The organism is Stenotrophomonas sp. FSL W7-1447, assembly GCF_037966425.1.
GTDB classification, from domain to species: domain Bacteria; phylum Pseudomonadota; class Gammaproteobacteria; order Xanthomonadales; family Xanthomonadaceae; genus Stenotrophomonas; species Stenotrophomonas pavanii.
In genome coordinates, this window is record NZ_CP150199.1 from 333317 (window position 1) to 351718 (window position 18402).

Annotated in this window: 20 protein-coding genes and 1 tRNA gene; 12 read left to right on the forward strand and 9 right to left on the reverse strand. The window is 64.8% G+C overall.

The features are described from left to right. Positions 1 to 20: 20 nt before the first annotated feature. Positions 21 to 881: a GPO family capsid scaffolding protein gene (locus NSQ78_RS01450; RefSeq protein WP_149901833.1), complete on the reverse strand. Its 861-nt coding sequence runs from the start codon at positions 879 to 881 to the stop codon at positions 21 to 23. Positions 882 to 1035: 154 nt separating this feature from the next. Here NSQ78_RS01450 and NSQ78_RS01455 point away from each other — a divergent pair, with 154 nt between their 5' ends. Together NSQ78_RS01455 and NSQ78_RS01460 are read left to right on the forward strand one after the other, a co-directional pair. Next, positions 1036 to 2793 carry a terminase ATPase subunit family protein gene (locus NSQ78_RS01455; protein WP_049405095.1) on the forward strand — a complete coding sequence of 586 codons (1758 nt, stop codon included), beginning with the start codon at positions 1036 to 1038 and terminating at the stop codon, positions 2791 to 2793. Then, positions 2793 to 3803 (forward strand): phage portal protein, encoded by a 1011-nt coding sequence (locus tag NSQ78_RS01460; RefSeq protein WP_064237464.1) that lies wholly within the window; start codon positions 2793 to 2795, stop codon positions 3801 to 3803. The genes NSQ78_RS01455 and NSQ78_RS01460 overlap by 1 nt, the downstream gene beginning before the upstream one ends. A gap of 46 nt (positions 3804 to 3849) precedes the next feature. On the opposite strand, the gene NSQ78_RS01465 is transcribed toward NSQ78_RS01460, so the two are convergent. After that, complete coding sequence (locus NSQ78_RS01465) at positions 3850 to 4647, reverse strand: hypothetical protein (protein ID WP_064237465.1); 798 nt, start codon at positions 4645 to 4647, stop codon at positions 3850 to 3852. A gap of 712 nt (positions 4648 to 5359) precedes the next feature. Here NSQ78_RS01465 and NSQ78_RS01470 point away from each other — a divergent pair. Next, entirely contained in the window at positions 5360 to 5704 is a 345-nt protein-coding gene (locus NSQ78_RS01470) for a hypothetical protein (protein WP_064237466.1), read from the forward strand. Positions 5705 to 5722: 18 nt separating this feature from the next. Here NSQ78_RS01470 and NSQ78_RS01475 read toward each other — a convergent pair whose 3' ends face one another. The 3 genes from NSQ78_RS01475 to NSQ78_RS01485 are packed head-to-tail and all read right to left on the reverse strand — an operon-like array spanning position 5723 to position 8196. Beyond that, entirely contained in the window at positions 5723 to 6388 is a 666-nt protein-coding gene (locus NSQ78_RS01475) for an SOS response-associated peptidase (RefSeq protein ID WP_064237467.1), read from the reverse strand. Between the two features lie 54 nt (positions 6389 to 6442). Next, complete coding sequence (locus NSQ78_RS01480; protein WP_154803396.1) at positions 6443 to 7117, reverse strand: hypothetical protein; 675 nt, start codon at positions 7115 to 7117, stop codon at positions 6443 to 6445. Then, positions 7114 to 8196 carry a site-specific integrase gene (locus NSQ78_RS01485; protein WP_064237469.1) on the reverse strand — a complete coding sequence of 361 codons (1083 nt, stop codon included), beginning with the start codon at positions 8194 to 8196 and terminating at the stop codon, positions 7114 to 7116. Before NSQ78_RS01485 ends, NSQ78_RS01480 begins: the two co-directional genes overlap by 4 nt. A 125-nt stretch (positions 8197 to 8321) precedes the next feature. Between NSQ78_RS01485 and dusA the strand changes: the two genes are divergently transcribed. From dusA to NSQ78_RS01505, 4 genes are all read left to right on the forward strand, one after another. After that, positions 8322 to 9317 (forward strand): tRNA dihydrouridine(20/20a) synthase DusA, encoded by a 996-nt coding sequence (gene dusA, locus NSQ78_RS01490; RefSeq protein ID WP_064237470.1) that lies wholly within the window; start codon positions 8322 to 8324, stop codon positions 9315 to 9317. A gap of 213 nt (positions 9318 to 9530) precedes the next feature. Continuing rightward, on the forward strand, positions 9531 to 9905 hold the full coding sequence (locus NSQ78_RS01495) for a hypothetical protein (protein WP_064237471.1): 375 nt from the start codon (positions 9531 to 9533) through the stop codon (positions 9903 to 9905). A 73-nt stretch (positions 9906 to 9978) separates the two neighbouring features. Further along, a complete protein-coding gene (locus NSQ78_RS01500; RefSeq protein ID WP_004136763.1) occupies positions 9979 to 10662 on the forward strand; it encodes a response regulator transcription factor in 684 nt (227 codons plus the stop codon). Between the two features lie 25 nt (positions 10663 to 10687). Continuing rightward, positions 10688 to 12112 carry a sensor histidine kinase gene (locus NSQ78_RS01505; RefSeq protein ID WP_049466224.1) on the forward strand — a complete coding sequence of 475 codons (1425 nt, stop codon included), beginning with the start codon at positions 10688 to 10690 and terminating at the stop codon, positions 12110 to 12112. 85 nt (positions 12113 to 12197) lie between these two features. Here the strand turns inward: NSQ78_RS01505 and NSQ78_RS01510 are convergent, their stop codons facing one another. Continuing rightward, entirely contained in the window at positions 12198 to 12989 is a 792-nt protein-coding gene (locus NSQ78_RS01510; RefSeq protein ID WP_188238377.1) for a M90 family metallopeptidase, read from the reverse strand. Continuing rightward, complete coding sequence (locus NSQ78_RS01515; protein WP_014645622.1) at positions 12956 to 13240, reverse strand: hypothetical protein; 285 nt, start codon at positions 13238 to 13240, stop codon at positions 12956 to 12958. The genes NSQ78_RS01510 and NSQ78_RS01515 overlap by 34 nt, the downstream gene beginning before the upstream one ends. Positions 13241 to 13384: 144 nt before the next feature. Here NSQ78_RS01515 and birA point away from each other — a divergent pair, with 144 nt between their 5' ends. From birA to NSQ78_RS01535, 4 genes are all read left to right on the forward strand, one after another. Next, on the forward strand, positions 13385 to 14350 hold the full coding sequence (gene birA / locus NSQ78_RS01520; RefSeq protein WP_049466222.1) for a bifunctional biotin--[acetyl-CoA-carboxylase] ligase/biotin operon repressor BirA: 966 nt from the start codon (positions 13385 to 13387) through the stop codon (positions 14348 to 14350). Continuing rightward, positions 14347 to 15078, forward strand: coding sequence for a type III pantothenate kinase (locus tag NSQ78_RS01525; protein ID WP_064237473.1), 732 nt, complete (start codon positions 14347 to 14349; stop codon positions 15076 to 15078). The genes birA and NSQ78_RS01525 overlap by 4 nt, the downstream gene beginning before the upstream one ends. A 9-nt stretch (positions 15079 to 15087) precedes the next feature. Continuing rightward, positions 15088 to 15933, forward strand: a complete 846-nt coding sequence (locus NSQ78_RS01530; protein ID WP_064237474.1) for an SPOR domain-containing protein — start codon at positions 15088 to 15090, stop codon at positions 15931 to 15933. Positions 15934 to 15973: 40 nt separating this feature from the next. Beyond that, positions 15974 to 16049 (forward strand) — tRNA-Thr (locus NSQ78_RS01535). An 84-nt stretch (positions 16050 to 16133) separates the two neighbouring features. Here the strand turns inward: NSQ78_RS01535 and NSQ78_RS01540 are convergent. Both NSQ78_RS01540 and NSQ78_RS01545 read right to left on the reverse strand, forming a co-directional pair. Continuing rightward, positions 16134 to 17258: an XVIPCD domain-containing protein gene (locus NSQ78_RS01540; RefSeq protein ID WP_080473089.1), complete on the reverse strand. Its 1125-nt coding sequence runs from the start codon at positions 17256 to 17258 to the stop codon at positions 16134 to 16136. A 22-nt stretch (positions 17259 to 17280) separates the two neighbouring features. Beyond that, positions 17281 to 17880: a hypothetical protein gene (locus tag NSQ78_RS01545; RefSeq protein ID WP_149901828.1), complete on the reverse strand. Its 600-nt coding sequence runs from the start codon at positions 17878 to 17880 to the stop codon at positions 17281 to 17283. Between the two features lie 231 nt (positions 17881 to 18111). Here NSQ78_RS01545 and NSQ78_RS01550 point away from each other — a divergent pair, with 231 nt between their 5' ends. Next, positions 18112 to 18399: a type II toxin-antitoxin system RelE/ParE family toxin gene (locus tag NSQ78_RS01550; protein ID WP_012478870.1), complete on the forward strand. Its 288-nt coding sequence runs from the start codon at positions 18112 to 18114 to the stop codon at positions 18397 to 18399. Positions 18400 to 18402 lie beyond the last annotated feature (3 nt).

An 18402-nucleotide genomic window follows, 5' to 3' on the forward strand; every position in this document is an offset into this window, starting at 1 on the left:
AATGTTGAGAGAGGGTCCGATCAGCAATCGGTAATGTTGGCGGCGTCCACATCCTTGCCACCCGGAACAACCGGACGCTGGGTGAATGCCTGCGGGGTGTCGTCCAGCTTCTTGCGCAGCCCAGCCACCTGAGTGGACAGCGCCTGTACCTGCTCGCGCAGTGCGCGGTTGTCCTGGCCGAGCTTGGCCATGGCCGCATCCTGTTCACCCACCGCGCCGAGCAGCTGAGCGGCGAACTCGGCCACGTTGAACTCGGGATCTTCCTTGGCAGGCGCCGGCGCGGTCTTCTTGCCCAGGCCGAGGCTCGAAAGGAACACGGCGACCGGGCCGGGGCGAGCCTCCGGCTCATCCTCGGCGGTGAACTTGATGACCGTCTCCGTGGCCTCGGTGAACAGGTTCTCCGGGGCCTGCTTGCGGTCCTTGAGCGGGCTGCTCTCCGGGTGCTGGGCCGAGAACGCGAGCATGCTGGTGCCCAGGCTGGCGGGGGAGTCGGTCACGGCCAAGCCGAACAGGTATGCCTTGCCGCTGTCGGCGAACTCCGGGGAAATCTCGATGCTGGTAAAGACCTTCTGCTTGCGCACGTTGACCATGTCGACCAGGTCATCGGTCGGCTCGACCTGGGCGAAGAGCGCCAGCTTCTTCTTGCCGGCAATTTCCACTTCCTCGGCCTTCACCGCCAGCACGTCGCCATAGGCGCGGAACGGGCTGTCCGGCAGCGTGCTGCGGAAGTGTTCCAGCCAGATGCGTGCGCCGTACACCTCCGGGTCGTAGGTTTCGGCGATGTCCGCGATCTGCTGGCGCTCGATCACTCGGCCATCGGTGGTGGCGCCTTCGACGGCAACACGAAAGAACTCGGAACGCTTCTTGGTTTTGCTGGCCATCTCGCCCTCTGCTGGTGTCGTTGCGCATCGGTTCTCGATGCGATGACCCATGGTCGAATGAGGGCGCTGCAGCGGCAACGCGGTCAGTTTGTAAGCCGCTGTTCTACGTAGGTTTTTCGTGTCGCGCGCGCGTGGCGGCGGGCAACCTGTTCACGTGACCAGCGTAGCCGAAAAACTCCACGTCGATCCACGACGCCAAGCCAAGTTCCTGTACTGGATGGGTTGGCGCGTGTGCGATATCGCCTCGCTGATCGGCGAGAAGGAAAAGACGGTCCACAGCTGGAAGGCGCGAGACGAATGGGACCGCGCAGACACCGTCGAGCGTATCGGCGGCGCATTGGAGGCACGCCTGGCCATCCTGATCCACAAGGAAGGCAAGACCGGCGGTGACTTCAAAGAGATTGATCTGCTGCACCGCCAGTTGGAACGGCAGGCGCGCATTCAACGGTACCAGGGCGGTGGCAACGAGGCTGACCTCAATCCGGCGGTGGCCAACCGCAACGCGGCTCCCAAGAAGAAGGCGCGCAAGAACGAGTTCAGCGAGGAAGAGATCGAGCGCCTGCAGACGGCGTTCGTGGATGGCTGTTTCGACTACCAGCGCGATTGGTACCGGGCTGGCAACGAACGCACGCGCATCATCCTGAAGTCGCGCCAGATCGGTGCCACCTACTACTTCGCCCGCGAGGCGCTGATCGACGCGCTGACCACCGGCCGCAACCAGATTTTCCTGAGCGCATCCAAGAGCCAAGCGCACATCTTCCTCGGCTACATGCGTGGGTTCGTGCGTGAGGTGCTGGACCGTGACCTGACCGGCGACCCGATCACCCTGGCCAATGGCGCCGAGCTGTTCTTCCTGGGCACCAACGCCCGTACCGCACAGGGCTACCACGGCAATTTCTATTTTGACGAGTTCTTCTGGACCTACGGTTTCAACCAGCTGAACAAGGTCGCCAGCGGCATGGCGATGCACAAGAAGTGGCGCAAGACCTACTTCAGCACGCCGTCCACCATGGCGCATGAAGCCTTCGATTTCTGGACCGGCGAGCGCTTCAACAAGGGACGGTCGGTGTCCCAGCAGATCCAGCTGGATGTGAGCCACGCGCGCCTGATGGGTGGCCGGCGTTGTGAGGACGCGATCTGGCGCCAGATCGTGACCGTTCTCGATGCGGCAGGCCGTGGCTGCGACCTGTTCGATATCGAGGAACTGCGCCGCGACTACAGCGCCGAGGAATTCGCCAACCTGCTGATGTGCGAGTTCGTGGATGACAGCGCCAGTGTGTTCCCGCTCACCATGCTGCAGCCCTGCCAGGTCGATAGCTGGGTCGAATGGGCGGACGACTACAAGCCGTTTGCCGTCCGTCCCTACGGCGACCGCGCCGTGTGGATCGGCTACGACCCGGCCGAGACTGGCGACAGCGCGGGCATCGTGGTGGTAGCCCCGCCGCTGGTGCCCGGCGGCAAGTTCCGCGTGCTGGAACGCCATCAGTTCAAGGGCATGGAGTTCAAGGACCAGGCCGCGTTCATCGAGCAGATCACCAAGCGCTATTGGGTGACCTACATCGGCGTGGATGCGACCGGCATGGGCACCGGCGTTGCACAGCTGGTGCGCCAGTTCTTCCCCGGCGTGACCGTCTTCAACTACTCGCCCGAGGTGAAAACGCGGCTGGTGCTGAAAGCCTACGACGTAATCAATGACGAACGGCTGGAGTACGACGCCGGCTGGACCGACCTCACGCAGTCGCTGCTGGCGATCCAGAAAACCATCACCCCGAGCGGGCGTCAGGTGACCTACACCGCCGGGCGCTCGCGTACCACTGGCCATGCCGACTTGGCCTGGGCCCTCATGCACGCGCTGCAGAATGAACCGCTGGAAGGCGGACAGGCTGCGCGCGGCACCATGGAGATTTTCTGATGACCGACACTGACCACGGCGCACCCAGCGCGCCGCCGGCGAGTATCGAGGCGTTCACCTTTGGCGAGGCCAGCCCGGTGCTGGAATCGCGTGGCTTCCTTGACTACCTCGAATGCTGGCGAAATGGCCGCTACTTCGAGCCGCCGGTGGATCTGCAAGGGCTGTCGCGCACCACGCGCTCCAACCCGTACCTGCACAGTGGCCTGACGTTCAAACGCAACATGCTGGTGCGCACGTTCCGGCCGCACCGGCTGCTGACCCGCGAGGTGTTCTCGCAGCTGGCGCTGGATTACACCACCTTCGGCATGGGGTATGTCGAGCGGCGCCGCGCCATGTCTGGTGCGGCACACAGCCTGGCCGTGCCGCTGGCGCAGTACGTGCGCCGTGGCGTGCAGCCCGGTGAGTTCTTTCAGGTGCGCGCCGGGCGGGTAGAGCATGAGTTTCCAGCCGGTGAGGTGTTCCAGCTGCGGGAGGCGGATGCCGATCAGGAAATCTACGGACTGCCGGAATGGATGCCGGCCGTGCAGGCCGCCCTGCTCAACGAATCGGCCACGCTGTTCCGGCGGAAGTATTACAACAACGGCTCGCACGCCGGCTACATCCTCTACATGACCGACCCCCAGCCCGAGGGCATGGACGTGGATGCGCTTCGTGATGCACTGCGGCAGTCGCGCGGGCCGGGCAATTTCAAGAACCTGTTCGTGCACTCTCCCAACGGGAAGAAGGACGGCCTGCAGGTGATTCCGGTCAGCGAGGTCGCTGCCAGGGACGAATTCACCGGCATCAAGAGCGTGACCCGTGACGACATGCTGGCCGCGCTGCGGGTACCGCCTCAGCTACTCGGTATCGTCCCGCAGAACAGCGGCGGCTTTGGCTCGATCCGGGACGCAGCGGCGGTGTGGGCGGCAATGGAACTCGCCCCTCTGCAGACGCGCATGACCGCGATCAACGAGTGGCTGGGGCAGGAGGTGATCCGCTTCGATCCGTTCGAGCTGGGCACCACAGTCTGAAACCTTCCAATGCCGCCCTCGGGCGGCATTCTTTTTGCCGTCAGATTTAGTCGGTGTACGGCTGCCACCGCTCTTGGAATGCCGTAATCAGTGCATGGAGTCTGGCAGCTGTTGGTTCCAGTTCTTCCCTTGGGCGGTGCTGGGCCGACACCACCAACCCTGTCAGGCCGATCAGGAAGCCCATGACGGCCACGCGCTGGACTTTGAGGCCCATGTGGTCAGGGCCGACCTGGGATCGGAATGTGCCGTTGTTGTCGAAGAGAGTTACGACTATCTCGCCGCCGTGCACGAAGCCGTGCCATTCCGTCAGTTCGTCCGCGAGGCCTTGGATCAGCTCGGGGGCGTCGGGGCAGATGGCAGATGCCACGAGTTTGGCAATCAGGCTCGTTTTAATGTCGTGGAGCTTCTGTGGCTGGCTGGGCCACGCCCGTTTCGGCAGTTCATCCCGCGCTCGGAATGCTGAAAGCTCGTCGTCCGTGGCTTCAATGGCAAAGAACACAGCGCGCAGCCACGTCTCCACCAGAGGGCGCCAGAGCGTGAGCGCGACAATATGCGTACGCTCCGGCTCCGTTCGCAGCAGGTGGCAGATCGACCAGGCGATATCGAGTCCGTAGGCAAGTAGCGCGCCTGTAACGGCAACCCGCTCGACCCTTGCGTAGTCGCCGCTGGGGAGTCCATCGCGTGCCGCCTCTATGAAGGCCAATGCCTCTTCCGCGATTCGGGCCACCGTTTCCTTGCCATGGGCCCTTCGCAATGGCGGGGTGGCTTGCCGCGTAGCCGCTTCTGCGGCGAGTGCCTGCGCACGGTCTATCTCCTGCCTGATCGCTTGCTGCAGTGGGTCCATACACCTCTCCTTTGACGCCGAGCATAGCTTCCTTCGTCTTCTGGCTGCCGGGGCGGGCCCTGACAGCGCTCGGCCCCCGGCGTGCGCACTCGTCTCCCCGCCACGCCTGCGCACTTCATAGGGTGCTTTTTCTGCACTCCCTGCAGCAAAGCCCAGCCCCGGCCCTGTATGGCGTTCTCCGGGGCTTCCAGCCAACGCCCGGCCCTGCGGTTCCCTGCGCGAGAGGGGGGGAGTTCTGCGTGCCCGTGGTGCCGGCTCAGTGCGAGCGGTCCACTTAGGGGGACGGGGGGTGTCCGGAAACAGGCAATTTCAGCAATGGCCTCGGAAACATGGCCGTAAGTGTTTGATTCTCATGGGTAAGTGCGATTGCAGGATGGGGGAATATTGAGCAATTTCAGCACCCCTAGAATGCAATGTGGTTGATTTCTAAGGGAAAAATTTACCGTCACGGTTGCCGAGGAAAAAGCAATCTGATTGCCTTGGGGTTGCCTTATTATTACTGTTGATATAGTTACTTAAATCATTGAAATATATGGATTATTCGCCGATCCTTGGGCTTGATTGCAGAAATTGCCTCTTCCCGGTGGCCGAGTAATTTTTTGCAATTAAAGGCCGATTGCAGGGATCAAGACCACTGCCGCCGCACGCGCTCACGCCTGCAGCCCGCGCCCTTGTCGCAGCGTTTGCGACGCCCAGCCGTATCCTGCCGGCCATGCCGCTGCCCCCCGACTTCTACTGGACGACGCGCTCTGCCAGCCTCCCCGACGATGCCCCCACGGTCATCGCGCGCAGCGGCGTGTGGGTGGTCGTACTGCTACGACGGGTGAACGATGGGATCTGGATTGCCAGTCTCGACCGGCACCGACATGGCCCCGGCGGGCCGTCCCGCCGGTGCACCAGCTACGAGCAGGGTCGCGCCGGCGCCGAGATGTGGGTGGCCAGGCACGCGACCCGCCTGCGCGAGGATGTGGCCAAGATCGAGGCCTATCGAGAGGCGGTGCGGGCGAACAGGTTGAAGAAGCTGCACATCGAGCCGCCCTTCGGCTGGGAGGGGTAGACGCCTGCCGGCATACGCTCAGGCTACGGGCTGCAGGAGCTGCTCGGTGTTGTTGCGTGGGGTGTTCACAGCCCGGCTCACGCGGTAAGCCTGCATAGCGGGCGGCTTGGACGCCAGAAGCATCGCCATCGCTTCCTCCGGCCCAGCCGTGAGCCACGCGTCGAGCTGGCCAGGGTCGATCCAGACAGGCATCCGGTCGTGGATATCGGCCGACACCCCGCTGCTGTCGCCGGTGATGATGGTGAAGGTGCCCAGGTTGCCGTCAGGCAACAGCGGGCTTGTGTCCTCCCACAGACCTGCAGCCCAAAGTGGACCGTCGGCGTGGATGAACCAGGGATCTTTCTTGCCGTCCACGTCGCTGATCGACCACTCGTAGTAGCCCGCCATTGGCACTAGGCATCTGCGCTTCTTGAACGCGTCCCGGAAGCTGTTCTTGGTGGCCACCGTCTCGATGCGGGCGTTGATGGTGGAGCCCTGCAGGCTCTTGGCCTTGGCCCAGAACGGCAACAGGCCCCACGCGAGCCGAGACAGCTGCCTGCCCGTTCCTCGATCGAGGATGACCGACGCCCGTTGTGTGGGCGCCAGGTTGAAGCTGGGCGGGATCTCGGCCAACGCCGGCGCGAGGTCGACCAGCGACGGCAGGCCGAAGTCGAGGACGGGGCGTTGGACGAAGCGGCCGCACATGAGGTGGAGCTTAGGCGAGCAGGCCCGAATTCATGTGATGACCATTGCAAACGCCTACATGGATTTCTGAAACAGCTCTCTTATGCGCTCAGCGGCAACCTCAATGCCTTCTCCGAGGTGATCCTCCCCGCTGTCTTTCGGGAACAAGTTATAGGAAAGCGCCTCAATGGTCTCAGAGGCATTACCCATCGGGTTCGGCGTGTCAATGCTCCTACGAAGCACAATCGACTGCTCCAACGCGGATATCACGAGCGTGTGGGTCAGCAGGAGCGCATTGATGGCATCCCGGTGGCTAGGGCCGAAGATGGCTGCAACTTGATTGAGAAGCGCGCCAAGCTCAGAACTATGATCTGGATCCTTGAGCGCTTTAAGGCGGGATTCGTAGGAGAACAGCTTTAGCACGCGCCCCCGTTCGAATGCTCGATCAATTTCCCATTCCATCGTAGGACGTCGGGCAATTTTAAGGCTCTGCTCCAACCCGATTGCGGCAGTGAGGGCCTTTACGGCAAGATCGGAATTGCGCTTATAGCGAAGTTCCTTGCGCCACTGGTTCACACCCCACAACGCAGCGCAGGCGCCGAGAATGGCCGCCTCGCCTTGAAGCATGGCGCCCGTCGCCGGCCAGTCCACAGCGTAACCATGTGTAGCAGCCAGATATCCTCCCAGCGCGCCACATAGGGCCGCTGGTAGTCCAATTCCACTCGCTGAAAGAAGGGTCCGAGACTTCATTTGAGAAGGTCTTTTCCGGGTAGCAACGGGCGATGCAGCGTTTCCGGTCGGAGCTGGGTGTAGCGTTTCAGCTCGTTCCACGATTCGTGAAGCGTAACCGACGCAACCTCGGGGATATCGTAGCCCTGCTCGAACAGCCGCGACGTAGCTTCGTGTCGGAGATCGTGGAAGCACAGATCCACGATGCCTAGACGGATGCAGGCCCGCGTAAATGACGTGCTGATCGATTTCGTGTTGTAGGGGAAGATCCGGTCCTCCCCATCGATCCGCGGCTGCCGCTGCACGATTGACCAGGCATCCCCCAGCAGCGCAAACCGCTTATGGTTGCCGGCCTTCTTCCTTGGATGCTTGGCGTCACGCAGGAGGATGGTCCGCGTGGCCACATCGATGTCTGACCACAGCAGGCGGGTAATCTCGCCTTCGCGCTTGGCCGACAGAATCGCGAAATCGATGATGTCCACCATCGGGATCTGCGAGCGCCAGGCCGCCTGTGTGAAATGGTCGCGCAGCTGCCCCAGCTCAGCATCGGTCGGTCTTCGGTCGCGCCGCTTGGACTTCCCAACCAGCCCAAGCAGCCGCAGGGCGGGGCGGGCCTCAGCGACCGGGTCCACCAGCAGCTTTACGCCTTTCAGGGGCGCCGCCAGCTTCAGAAGCTCGGAAAGGTAGCCCAGCTCTACGTTCATGGTTGCCGGCGAGCAAGCTGGGATAATGACCCCCTTGCCGGTCATGTGGTTTCCGGTGACCCGGCGCCGAGCATGCTCGATCACGTCGCCGGCGGTAAGTTGTCTGGCCGCGATGTGCCCCAGGCTCTCCTGCAGGCGGGTCATGTTGCCGGACTGTGTCTTCGACACCGCCTTTACGCTGGCCAGGGTGTCCGTGCGCCAGGCGATGAGTTCGTTGATCGTGGTGTCATCGCCGGCGGTGCCGCCTCGCGCTTCAAGGTCGGCCATCTCGCGCTCTACGCGGTCAGCCCACGTCTTAGCGGCGGTCTTGGTGGGGAATGTGCGGGTTTGTTCTTTGTGGCCCTTGCGGCGCACCATAGCGCGCCAGCGGCCGTTCCGATTCTGCAGCGTTGCCATCGTTGTGCCAGTCCGTGTTGTGCCAAGGCCGGCTTGGCACACGGATGGTACAGATGAATGGGAATCACCGGGAAAAATTGGGAAAATTTGGGTGCTTGGCTGTGCCCCTGACAGGTCTTAAGTATATGAAAACGTTGAAACTTGATGAAATTCGCCTGTCCGTGGCCCCCATGATGGACTGGACGGACCGCCATTGCCGCGTATTCCACCGCGTGTTGGCGCCCGGCGTGCGCCTGTACACGGAGATGGTGCACGCCAACGCAGTCATCCACGGTGATCGCGAACGCCTGCTCGGCTTCGACCGCAGCGAACTGCCGCTGGCGCTGCAGCTGGGCGGCAGCGACCCGGCGCTGCTGGCGCAGGCTGCGCGCATCGCGGCGGAGTGGGGCTACGACGAGATCAATCTCAACTGCGGCTGCCCGTCCGACCGCGTGCAGGCCGGCCGCTTCGGCGCCTGCCTGATGCGCGAACCGGTGCTGGTGGCCGAGTGCGTGGCGGCAATGGTCGATGCCGTTCAGATCCCGGTGACGGTGAAGTGCCGCCTGGGCGTGGACGAGGACAACGATTACGACGTGTTCGCCGCCTTCGTCGACCGCCAGGTCGCCGCCGGCGCGGCGATGGTGGTGGTGCACGCGCGCAACGCGTGGCTGAAGGGCCTGTCGCCGAAGGAGAACCGCGAGGTTCCGCCGCTGAAGTACGACTGGGCCTACCGCCTGAAGCAGGAGCGCCCGGCGCTGCCGGTGGTCCTCAATGGGGGCCTGGCCAGCATCGAGGCGGTGCAGGCGCAGGCCGCGCACGTCGATGGCGTGATGCTGGGCCGCGCGGCCTACCACGACCCCTACCTGCTGCATCAGTTGGAGGCGCTGCAGACCGGCGCTCCACTGCAGTCTCGCGGCGATCTGCTGCGGGCGCTGCGCCCCTACGTGGAAGCGCGGCTGGACGAGGGCCTGGCGCTGAAGCACATCACCCGCCATCTGCTCGGCCTGTTCCACGGCCAGCCCGGTGGCCGCGCATTCCGCCAGGTGCTGAGCGAAGGCGCGCACCGTCCGGGCGCCGACTGGGGCCTGGTCGAACAGGCGCTGGCGGTCACGGAGCGTGACGCGGATCGTGCCGCAGCGTGACCGCAGTCACATTCCTGACTTGACACCGCGCGGCAATTGGTCCCGAATGTTCACCTAGCTGAACATCATGGGGTCGCGACCGGAAAAGTTCAGACCGGATTCACTGCCTCAAACCAAGAATTTGCAAAGGATTTGTAAAAGGCCGGGTCCCGAACCCGGCATCCGGATTCACGACTTTTGAACGAATCGCCGTGCTCGGCTAGGATCGCATCGATGTCTTCCGCTCCCCTTCATTGCCGCATTGCCCTGGCCACGTGCGTGGTGCTGGCGGCCGCGCCGCTGTCGTCGGCGCTGGCGCAGCAGACGACGCGTGGCGAGCAGGGGCGTGCAGAGATGATGGAGCGGGGCGAGCGCGGCAACCGTGGCGACGAACGTTCGCTGTCCGATGCCGTGCGCCGCGTGCAGCGCACCACCGGTGGCCACATCCTCGGTGCCGAGCGCGTGCCGTTCGATGGTCGTGACATCAACCGGGTGAAATACATGGACGACCGGGGCCGGGTCCGCTACATGGACGACCCCGCCCCGTCGCGTTCACAGCCGCGCACGCCGCGGTCGGATATGTCATCACTACGCGGCGATAACCCCTGAACAGGGATAGTCGTCGCTATCAACCCGTACCCCACTGGCCTCCGGGCCACACCCAGGACACTAGGGAGAGTTCATGCGTATCCTTCTGGTCGAAGACGAAGCCCCGCTGCGTGAGACCCTGGCAGCCCGGCTCAAGCGCGAAGGCTTTGCCGTCGATGCTGCGCAGGACGGCGAGGAAGGCCTCTACATGGGGCGCGAAGTTCCGTTCGATGTCGGCATCATCGACCTCGGCCTGCCCAAGATGTCGGGCATGGAGCTGATTAAGGCCCTGCGTGACGAAGGCAAGAAGTTCCCGGTGCTGATCCTGACCGCGCGTTCGAGCTGGCAGGACAAGGTCGAGGGCCTGAAGCAGGGCGCCGACGATTACCTGGTCAAGCCGTTCCACGTCGAAGAGCTGCTGGCCCGCGTCAACGCGCTGCTGCGCCGCGCCGCTGGCTGGAGCAAGCCGACCCTGGAATGCGGCCCGGTCGCCCTGGACCTCGCCGCCCAGACCGTCAGCGTGGCCGGCAGCAATGTCGACCTGACCAGCTACGAGTACAAGGTGCTGGAGTACCTGATGATGCATGCCGGCGAACTGGTCTCCAAGGCCGACCTCACCGAGCACATCTACCAGCAGGACTTCGACCGCGACTCGAACGTGCTGGAAGTGTTCATCGGCCGCCTGCGCAAGAAGCTGGACCCGGATGGCGAACTGAAGCCGATCGAGACCGTGCGCGGTCGCGGCTACCGTTTCGCGATTCCGCGCAACGAGGGCTGAGCCGGCTCGCCCTGGCGCTTACACGATGTCCGGCCGTCTGTGGTTCTTCCGACGCTGGCGGCCGCGCTCACTGCAGGCGCGCCAGATGCTCGCCGCGTCCGTGGGCCTGGTGGCGTTCCTGGCCCTGGCCGGTTACGCGCTCGACGCCGCCTTCGCCGACACGGCGAAGGCGAACCTGCGTGAGCGCCTGAAGAACTACGCCACCTCCTACGCGGCCGGCATCGACTTCACCCGCGACCGCTCGCTGTACATCCGCGAGCAGCCGCCGGATTCCCGCTTCGACGTGCCCGGCAGTGGCCTGTACCTGCAGGTAGTGATGCCGCACGGCAAGGGCAATTCGATGTCCGCCGAAGGCCCGATGCTGCCCACCGTCGGCGGCGGCCTGTTGGCACCGCGCCAGGAGGTGTTCGAAGGCCCGCTGCCGATGATCCAGATCGATGGCAGCCAGGGCTCGGTGTACCGCTACGGCCTGGGCCTGGTGTGGGGCGCCGACGCCGATCCTGCCACCGAATTCCCGTACACCATCTATGTGATGGAAGACTCGCGCGCGCTGGGTGCCCAGCTGCGCGTGTTCCGTGGCCGCGTCTGGTTCTACCTGGGCGGCATCGGCCTGATCCTGCTGCTGCTGCAGACCGTCATCCTGCAGTGGAGCCTGCGGCCGTTGCGCCGGGTGATCACCGAGCTGACCAAGGTGCAGCGCGGTGAGACCGAGCGCATGAGCGAGCGCCACCCGCGCGAGCTGGAACCGCTGACCGACAGCATCAACGCTTTCATCGAAAGCGAGCGCGAGAACCTCGAGCGCCAGCGCAACACCCTGGCCGACCTGGCGCACAGCCTGAAAACGCCGATTGCGGTGTTGCGCACGCAGATGGACAGCGGTGCCGGCGACGGCGCGCTGCGCGAAGAACTGGACGTGCAGTTGCAGCGCATGAACAACCTGGTTTCGTACCAGCTGGCGCGCGCGGCCTCGTCGGGCCACAAGCTGTTCTCCGCGCCGCTGCCGATCGAGTCCAACGCCGAGGAAATCGTGCGCGGCCTGGAGAAGGTCTATGCCTCCAAGGGTGTGCTGTGCGAATTCGATATCGATCCGGCCGCACGCTTCCACGGCGAACCGGGCGACCTGCAGGAACTGCTCGGCAACCTGCTGGAGAACGCCTTCAAGTGGGCCAACCGCCGTGTGCTGCTGACCGCGCAGCCGCTGCCGGCGCCGAACGCGCGCCGCGCCGGCCTGCTGCTAGCGGTGGACGATGATGGCCCGGGCATCGCCCCGGACGACATCGGCAAGGTACTGCAGCGCGGCGTGCGTGGCGACGAGCGCGTGCAGGGCCACGGCATCGGGCTGTCGATCGTGCAGGACCTGATCAAGGATTACCGCGGCGAACTGGCCGTGGGCCGTTCGGCCGAACTGGGCGGCGCCCGCTTCGAAGTGCGCTTGCCCACAGGGCCGTAAACCGCGTTGATCGGTAGTGCCGGCCGCGGGCCGGCAATCAAGCCATACCATCGAAGAGCATGAGGGTGCCGGCCAGCGGCCGGAACTACCGTATTGCGATGCTGGGCGGCTCGCCGTAGAACCGCCGCAGCTGCGAGGCCACCTCCGGCAACGCCTGCTGCAGCAGATCCGGTGCCGAGAAGTGGTACTCGCTGGCCACCGCGAAGAACTCCTCCGGCGCCTCGGCCGCATACGGATCGATCAGGGTCTCTTGGCCAGCGTCCACCTGCGCGCAGAAGGCATCGTAGGCGCGCTGGAACGTGGCCGCCCACTCGCGCTGCCACGCACGCGGCAGCGGCGGCGTGCCATCCATCGCCCCATCAAGCGCATCCAGCTTGTGCACCATCTCGTGCACCGCCACGCAGTAGCCCTCGTGCGGCGCCGCCAGGTCGGCCAGCACATCGGCCCAGGACAGGATCAACGGACCGCTGTCCCACGACTCGCCGATCAGCTCGTCATCCCACTCGTGCAGCACGCCGGCCGCATCCATGTGGCTGCGGTGCACGCGGAACGCATCGGGGTAGACGATCAACTGCGACCAGCCCTCCAGCCCGACTTCGCCGAACTCCAGCAGCGGCAGGCAGCACAGCGCGGCCAGCAGCACGCCGTCGCCGGCCTGCAACTGCAGCTCACCGATCGGGGTAATGGTCTTCTCATGCAGGAAGCGCGTGACCAGCACGCGCAGGCGCGCACGGCGTTCGTCGTCCAGTCCGTGCAGCCAGGCCGCACGGCGGCAGGCGTGTTCCCACAGTGCATCGTCGATCGGCCGCGGCGCAGGCCGCAGCCACTGCAGCAACGACTTGATCAGCGGAACATTCCCGGCAGGTAGCTGTGCCACTTCGGCGCACGGATGCGCTGCAGCACGTCGTCGTCGCTGCCGCCGCCCCCGGTGCTGGTGGCACTGCTGGCCGCAGGGCGTACCGGTGCCGGCTTGGTGGTCGCAGCCGAGGCGGTCGCGGTCGGCGCGCGCTGCGAGGCGGCATCACCGTTGGAGGACACGCAAGCGCCGCGGCTGTCGTCCAGCGCTGCCGTCGCAGACGCCGCGAAGGGCATCATCAGCAGGATCAGGCAATGGGCATAACGGCGCATTGACGACATCCACGTTAAGGGAGGGTGAGTTCCCGATTCTAGCCCGAACCCGGCGCCCCGTTGGAAGCCCCCGCAGAACCCAGCGTGGCGGGCGTCGCTGGCGGCTTTCCCGCATAATTCCTGCCTGACTTCGTGGAAGCTGCCGTGGACGATCGCCAATTGCTGGCCAAACTCGCTGCCGGTCGCCTGTCCGGCGACGCCCTGGCCCGTGAGCTGGGCCAGACCCGGGCGGCTATTTGGAAGCGTATTCAAGGGCTTAGGGCCGCCGGTGTGGATGTCGAGGGCCGTGCCGGCGAGGGCTATGGCCTGACCCGCCCGGTTGACCTGCTGGACCCGGCGGCGATCCGTGCTGGCCTGCCCGCCGACGCCCAGGCGCTGCTGCACGACCTGCAGGTGGCCTGGACGGTGGACTCGACCAATGCCGAATTGCTGCGGTGCAGCGCGCCCCAGCGCGGGGTCAGCGTGCTGCTGGCCGAACGCCAGACCGGTGGCCGCGGCCGTCGTGGCCGTACCTGGGCCTCGCCGCTGGCCGCCCATGTCTACCTGTCGGTGTTGCGGCTGTTCTCCGGAGGCCTCGGCCGCCTGGCCGGCCTGAGCCTGGTGGCCGGCATCGCCGTGGCCGAAGCGCTCCACGATCTGGGCTACACCCAGGCGCAGCTGAAGTGGCCGAACGACCTGCTGGTCGATGGCCGCAAGCTGGTTGGCCTGCTCGCAGAAGGCGGTGGCGAATACGCCGGCCCGGCGCGCGCGGTGATCGGCATCGGCATCAACACGCACATGCCGCCCTCGTTCGCCGAGCAGATCAGCCAGCCGTGGGTGGACCTGGACACGCTGGCTGGCAAGCCAGTGGATCGAAACGTGGTCGTTGCCGCCGTGCTGGCGCGCCTGCTGCCGGCGCTGGAGGAATTCGATCGTGAAGGTCTTGCTCCGTTCCTGCCGCGCTACGCCGCCTTCGACATGCTGGCCGGCCGCGAGGTGCGGGTGGAACTGGATGGGCAGTGGCAGCATGGCACCGCACTCGGCCTGGCCGATGACGGCGCGTTGCGCGTGCGCATCGATGGCCGTGAGCGCCTGCTGCACGCCGGCGAAGTCAGCGTGAGGGCGGCATGAGCGATTGGTTGTTCGACCTCGGCAACTCGCGCTTCAAGTTCGCGCCGTTGCAGGGTGACCGTGCCGGTGACGTGCAGGCCTGGGCGCATGGTGCCGAAGGCATGGCCGGACAGCCGCCGCATAGCCTGCCCAGCGGCCGCACCGCGTTCGTGGCCAGCGTGGCCGCACCGTCGCTGACCAGCGCCATGCTGGACCAGCTGCAGCGCCGCTTCGAAAACGTGCACGTGGTGCGCACCAGCGCCGAATGCGCCGGCGTGCGCATTGCCTATGCCAAGCCGGAAAAGTTCGGCGTCGACCGCTTCCTGGCCCTGCTGGCCGCAGCCAAGGCGCAGCGCCCGGTGCTGGTGGTCGGCGTGGGCACCGCACTGACGATTGACCTGCTCGACGCCGACGGCCAGCACCACGGTGGCCGCATTTCCGCATCGCCCACCACCATGCGCGAAGCGCTGCACGCCCGTGCCGTGCAGCTGCCGGCCACTGGCGGCGGCTACAGCGAATTCGCCAACGACACCGCCGATGCGCTGGCCTCCGGTTGCGATGGCGCCGCGGTGGCGCTGATTGAACGCAGCGCACAGCAGGCGCACACGCTGCTGGGTGTGGCACCGTCGCTGCTGGTGCACGGTGGCGGCGCACCGGCGCTGATGCCGTTGCTGCCCGGTGCCGACTACCACCCCTCGCTGGTGCTGGATGGCCTCGCCCGCTGGGCGGTGCACCAGCCCGCACGCTAGTATCCGCGCATGCTGACCCGTGCCCTGATCGTCGTACTGGCCATCCTCAACCTTGGCGTCGCCTGCTGGTGGCTGCTGCGCGATGCACCACAGAAGCCTGCGCCGCCACCGCAACCTGCGGGCGTGGCCGAGCTACGCTGGGTGCCCGGTGGCGTGGGTGCCACTGCCGCCACCGCCGCCGCTCCGACAGCACCGCTGATGGAGCGCGAACCGGCTGTGAAGACCGCGGTGGCTGCGACGCCTGCGCCCGCGCCGGCCGTGCCGGCCCAGCCGGAAGTTTCCAAGCCGCAGGTGGCTGAGGCTGCGCCGGTTGCTGCCGCTGCCAAGCCGGCACCACCGCCTGCACCCGTACCGGCCCCGGAAACGCCCGCAACCCCGCCCGCGGCCGCTGAGCCGCCGCGCTGCATCGCGCTGGGCCCGTTCGCCGACCGCGCCGCCGCGAGCAGCGCGCAGGGCAAGGCCGGCACGCTGCTCAGCCAGGTGCGCTTGCGCGAACAGCCCGCTGCCAGCGGCAGTGCCCGTTACCGGGTGATGCTGCCGGCCGCCGCCAACCGCGACGAAGCGCAGGCCACCGTGAAGCTCATCGTCGCCGCCGGCCTGAGCGACTACTACATCATCAGCCAGGGCGAGGACGCCAACGCCGTGGCGCTGGGCCAGTACCGCAACCGCGAAGGCGCCGAGCGGCGCATGGCGGCGGTGCAGGCCGCCGGCTTCCAGCCGCGCCTGGTCGCCAGCGGCGACGCCGGCCAGTGGTGGCTGGAAGGGCAGCTGGCGGCGGGCACGCAGCCGGCCCACGCCCAGCAGCGCAGCGGGGCGGCACTGAGCCGGTCGCTGGAATGCGCGCGGTTGCGCTAGAATCCCCGGACCGCGGCGCTGCCGCCGGTGCACCACCCATGCCGCTTTAGCTCAGTTGGTAGAGCAACTGTCTTGTAAACAGTAGGTCATCCGTTCGATTCGGATAAGCGGCACCATCCCCATGAGTCAGCGCCTCTTTGCGCTGCTCCAGGTACTCGCCCAGTGGTTCGAAAGGCGGTACACCCGGTGCCTCGGCAGTCTTACCTTGAGAATGATGGTCCGTCCTGCGCATGGACCTGCTGCGGTGGCTGCTGTTCAAGATTTGCTGCCAATGAATCAGCGCGATGAAGTGACTCCGCTTCAGGCGCGCGAAGCGCGTCCATCGTACTCATGGTTCCACGGCGTTGGGCAGGATCGTCCATCGCTCCCTCGACGATGAATACTCTCTCGCCACGTGCAAGGGACTCTGTCGGGTTGTTCACTACGACGTGGTCAACTCTTGAAAGCCCTTGCTCCTTCGCGAGCACCAGCAAACTCGCGGACATGCGTTGGCTCGACTCATCCCACTGCTTCCCGCTCTCGGCGTCCAGGCGTTCCACACCCGCTCTTATCTGCTTATAGAGAGAACGGTCAGCATCGCAGAGTTCAGCTACTGAGAAAGTGGCTCGTTGCAGCGAAAGTGAATCGTCGGCGACCACGGCGACTCTTTCCGCAGCCGAAGTGCGCTCGGCGTCAAGTTCTGGTTCGGGCCTACGTCGACGCTGCGTGGGTGCTATGTGCTGATCATAGTGCGCGCCATAGTAAAGCTCGTATGTCGCATGAGGACCAACAGAAGGAGCCTCTGTTTTGAACACTTCAGCGATCTGCCCAAGCGCTTGGTTTCGATTGATCCGCCCGGCCTGGAGTTCAACGGCAATAGCTCCATACTGTTGTGGACGATTACCCGTGCCGGACACACCAATGTCCGGCCCACCAGCTGCAATGAGTTCACGCTGGACCTGGACATTACTGAGCGTCGCAGCTGCTTCTCCGCGTAGCAGGGTGTTTACATAGGATTGCTTGGACGTCGGATCGGGACGTTCAGTGAAGAGATGGTGCCCCACTTCATGGGAAAGAGAGCGCGCGATTCTGGGGCCTTGCCCAACCGCGTTCTCGTCAATAACGATCTTCTCACCCGGAACAAGATAGGTGCCCCTACCGGCTTGTCCCCAGACAACATCCAGATCGTCGCGCTCGGCCTGTGCGAGACCCGCTCGAAGTGTTGGGGATTTCGCCAGAAGCGGCGCCAACGAAGGGTCAGCCAACGGGGACTCCGGCCGACGTACGGGTCCTGGGCGAGGCCCGTCCTGCGGCTGCGGCAGTTCAGAGTCTTCAGTACGTTCCATGTTCGAGCTCCTGCCCAGGGGGTCAACGCTGACTGATCAATACGTGGGTCAATGTCGCATTGTCAGGGGCCAGAGTGAGTACAACCTCAGCACCGTTGACTGGCGCGGTCCAGTAGGGGAGGGAGTCAGGGGCATCAGGCCGAGGTGGATACTGCGCCGTTCCCTCCCAGATGACTTCTTTGAGCGCGACGCTCGGTGGCGCGACATCGAAGGTCAACTTCGCCTGCGCAGGATTATCGACAGCACTTCTCAGTGTGATGTTCCGAACTTCAAGGCCGCCCAACATTCCACGTTCTGCGGTTCGCTCGTCTCTCAGGCCCTGCCGAGCCGGTTTTCCAAGATGCGTGTGAAGCTGTTCGTTCAATGCATCGATATCGCCAAACCGCACATTGGACAATCGCTCGATGCTGTTCTTGAATCGCTCCATACCAGCTTCACTCCCTGATTTGATGGTCTGTCTTTGATTCACATGATCTGATGGGGGCGACGTCGCGGCGCTCGAACATGCTGCCAGCACAAGCGCCGGAATAACGATCGCGAGGCGACGACGCGCTGCGATCCAGAGGCGGCGCCGACGTCCGCGTTTTGATGAAGAATCGCATTCCTCGACCCACGCATCCATGAAAGCATCTCTCGCGCCAATGTCACGCTCTTGAATCTAGCACAGCGTTTCGTGAGTACGGATCGGGTTCCCGTGAAAAATGAGCTACTGAAAACGCACCCGGTTCCACTTTCCAGTTTAAAAAACGGGGCGTCAGCTGCGAGGGAGGGAACATCAGACGGAAGGCCGAGCACACCTCCATGCGGGCAATCCGATAGTTGAAAGACTGTAGCCTTTAGGCTACAGTCCTCCATGAAGATCCAGCGTACCCGTCAGTTCGCGACATGGATTGACGCTCTCAAGGACGTAACTGCACGCGCTCGCATCCTGGCCCGCATCGGTCGGCTCGCCGAAGGCCATCCGGGTGATCACCGCTATCTGGGGGACGGTATTTCCGAACTGCGTATCGATGCAGGGCCGGGCTACCGCCTGTACTACACCCAGCGGGGCAGGCAGTTGCTGATTCTTTTGGTCGGAGGTGACAAAAGCTCACAGCAACGCGATATCGAAAAGGCCAGGGAGATTGCGCGTGCCCTGTGAGCG

Excerpts from the sequence above, each read along its gene's own strand:
- NSQ78_RS01500 (WP_004136763.1), top strand. The coding sequence starts at position 9,979 with ATGCGTATCCTTCTGGTCGAAGACGAAGCCCCGCTGCGTGAGACCCTG.
- NSQ78_RS01475 (WP_064237467.1), bottom strand. The coding sequence starts at position 6,388 with ATGTGCGGCCGCTTCGTCCAACGCCCCGTCCTCGACTTCGGCCTGCCG.
- NSQ78_RS01530 (WP_064237474.1), top strand. The coding sequence starts at position 15,088 with ATGCTGACCCGTGCCCTGATCGTCGTACTGGCCATCCTCAACCTTGGC.
- NSQ78_RS01480 (WP_154803396.1), bottom strand. The coding sequence starts at position 7,117 with ATGAAGTCTCGGACCCTTCTTTCAGCGAGTGGAATTGGACTACCAGCG.
- NSQ78_RS01540 (WP_080473089.1), bottom strand. The coding sequence starts at position 17,258 with ATGGAACGTACTGAAGACTCTGAACTGCCGCAGCCGCAGGACGGGCCT.
- NSQ78_RS01545 (WP_149901828.1), bottom strand. The coding sequence starts at position 17,880 with ATGGATGCGTGGGTCGAGGAATGCGATTCTTCATCAAAACGCGGACGT.
- NSQ78_RS01550 (WP_012478870.1), top strand. The coding sequence starts at position 18,112 with ATGAAGATCCAGCGTACCCGTCAGTTCGCGACATGGATTGACGCTCTC.
- NSQ78_RS01525 (WP_064237473.1), top strand. The coding sequence starts at position 14,347 with ATGAGCGATTGGTTGTTCGACCTCGGCAACTCGCGCTTCAAGTTCGCG.
- NSQ78_RS01485 (WP_064237469.1), bottom strand. The coding sequence starts at position 8,196 with ATGGCAACGCTGCAGAATCGGAACGGCCGCTGGCGCGCTATGGTGCGC.
- NSQ78_RS01495 (WP_064237471.1), top strand. The coding sequence starts at position 9,531 with ATGTCTTCCGCTCCCCTTCATTGCCGCATTGCCCTGGCCACGTGCGTG.
- NSQ78_RS01515 (WP_014645622.1), bottom strand. The coding sequence starts at position 13,240 with ATGCGCCGTTATGCCCATTGCCTGATCCTGCTGATGATGCCCTTCGCG.
- NSQ78_RS01465 (WP_064237465.1), bottom strand. The coding sequence starts at position 4,647 with ATGGACCCACTGCAGCAAGCGATCAGGCAGGAGATAGACCGTGCGCAG.
- NSQ78_RS01505 (WP_049466224.1), top strand. The coding sequence starts at position 10,688 with ATGTCCGGCCGTCTGTGGTTCTTCCGACGCTGGCGGCCGCGCTCACTG.
- dusA (WP_064237470.1), top strand. The coding sequence starts at position 8,322 with ATGAAAACGTTGAAACTTGATGAAATTCGCCTGTCCGTGGCCCCCATG.
- NSQ78_RS01460 (WP_064237464.1), top strand. The coding sequence starts at position 2,793 with ATGACCGACACTGACCACGGCGCACCCAGCGCGCCGCCGGCGAGTATC.
- NSQ78_RS01450 (WP_149901833.1), bottom strand. The coding sequence starts at position 881 with ATGGCCAGCAAAACCAAGAAGCGTTCCGAGTTCTTTCGTGTTGCCGTC.
- NSQ78_RS01470 (WP_064237466.1), top strand. The coding sequence starts at position 5,360 with ATGCCGCTGCCCCCCGACTTCTACTGGACGACGCGCTCTGCCAGCCTC.